Source organism: Kitasatospora sp. NPDC002227 (assembly GCF_040296285.1).
GTDB lineage: Bacteria > Actinomycetota > Actinomycetes > Streptomycetales > Streptomycetaceae > Kitasatospora.
Genome location: NZ_JBEOWY010000127.1, coordinates 1 through 1,498, shown reverse-complemented (window position 1 = coordinate 1,498; position 1,498 = coordinate 1). Strand labels below are relative to the sequence as shown.

1 protein-coding gene is annotated in these 1,498 nt (G+C 69.8%); it reads left to right on the top strand.

Going from position 1 to position 1,498, the window contains the following annotated elements; all coding sequences use genetic code 11:
• Window positions 1–244 precede the first annotated feature (244 nt).
• Complete coding sequence (locus ABT095_RS38765) at window positions 245–1,471, top strand: IS110 family RNA-guided transposase (protein WP_350534339.1); 1,227 nt, start codon at window positions 245–247, stop codon at window positions 1,469–1,471.
• Window positions 1,472–1,498 lie beyond the last annotated feature (27 nt).

The following is a 1,498-nucleotide window of genomic DNA, read 5'->3' as shown; positions in this document are numbered from 1 at the left end:
GCCTAATGGGACTTGCTGAGTCGTAGAGACTCGGTGCCGTAGCCGCCAGCAGGTGAGCACTCTCTCCGCCGGAACCACTGCGAGTTCTGGGGTCAGACCGTGCCCCTGCTGGTCGGCCGGAAGGCCATGACCGCTGATGGGGTGGCGTGCCCGCCGAACAGGGCGTGAGCACTGGATCCATTAGGCCGCGTGCCGTGTCTTCCGCAGGCTGCACGACCAGGAAGCACGCGATGGGGAGGAAGAGTTGCTGCTGATCGGCGACGACTGGGCCGAGGACCACCACGACGTCGAGGTCCAGGACGCCACCGGCCGCCGCCTCGCGACCGCGAGGCTGCCCGAGGGCGCGGGAGGCATCGCAAAGCTGCACGAGCTCGTGGCCACGCACGCGGGAGAGGACCCCGATCCCGCCGACGTGATCGTCGGGATCGAGACCGACCGTGGCACCTGGGTACAGGCCCTGCTCGCCGCCGGCTACCAGGTCTACGCGATCAACCCCCGGCAGGTCGCTCGTTTCAAGGAGCGGTACGGCACCTCCGGAGCCAAGAGCGACAAGGGCGACGCCCACGCGCTCGCCGACATGGTCCGCATCGACCGCGACCAGCTACGGCCCATCGCCGGCGACAGCGACCAGGCCCAGGCTGTCAAGGTCGTCACCCGCGCCCACCAGACCCTGATCTGGGAACGCACCCGCACCTTCCAACGGCTCCGCAGCACGCTGCGCGAGTACTTCCCCGCCGCCCTGGACGCCTACGCGTCCCTGGAACTGACCAGCACCGACGCACTGGAACTGCTGATCAAAGCGCCCACACCGCAGACGGCGGCGAAGCTGACCCGCACCCAGATCGCCGCCGTTCTCGCCCGCGCCCGCCGCCGCGACCGGGACCAGAAGGCCGGGGCGATCCAGGCCGCACTGCGCGAGAAGCAGCTGGAGCTGCCCGAGCCGGTCACGGCCGCCTACGCGGCCGCCACCACCGCCCACGCCCGCCTACTGCTCGCCCTCAACGAGCAGATAGCCGCGATGGAAGAGCAGGTGAGGGCGCATTTTCTCGCGCACCCGGACGCTGAGATCTACCTCTCCATGCCCGGCATCGGAGAGATCACCGGCGCCCGGGTGCTCGCCGAGTTCGGGGACGACCCCACCCGCTACACCTCCGCCAAGGCCCGCAAGAACTACGCCGGCACCAGTCCGGTCACCCGGGCCTCCGGCAAGAGCCACACCGTCCAGGCCCGCTACGTCCGTAACAATCGGCTCGCCGACGCCCTCCAGCGCCAGGCGTTCTCCGCCCTGCGCGCCTCGCCTGGTGCCCGTCGCTACTACGACAAGCAGCGCGCTCGCGAGGCCGGCTACAACCCCGCTCTCCGCCAGGTCGGCAACCGGCTCGTCGGCATCCTCCACGGATGCCTCAAGACCCGCACCCGATACGACGAAGCGACCGCCTGGTCGCACCACGCCCACCTCCATGCCGCTTGACCTCAAACGTCATGGGGTGTCTGACCC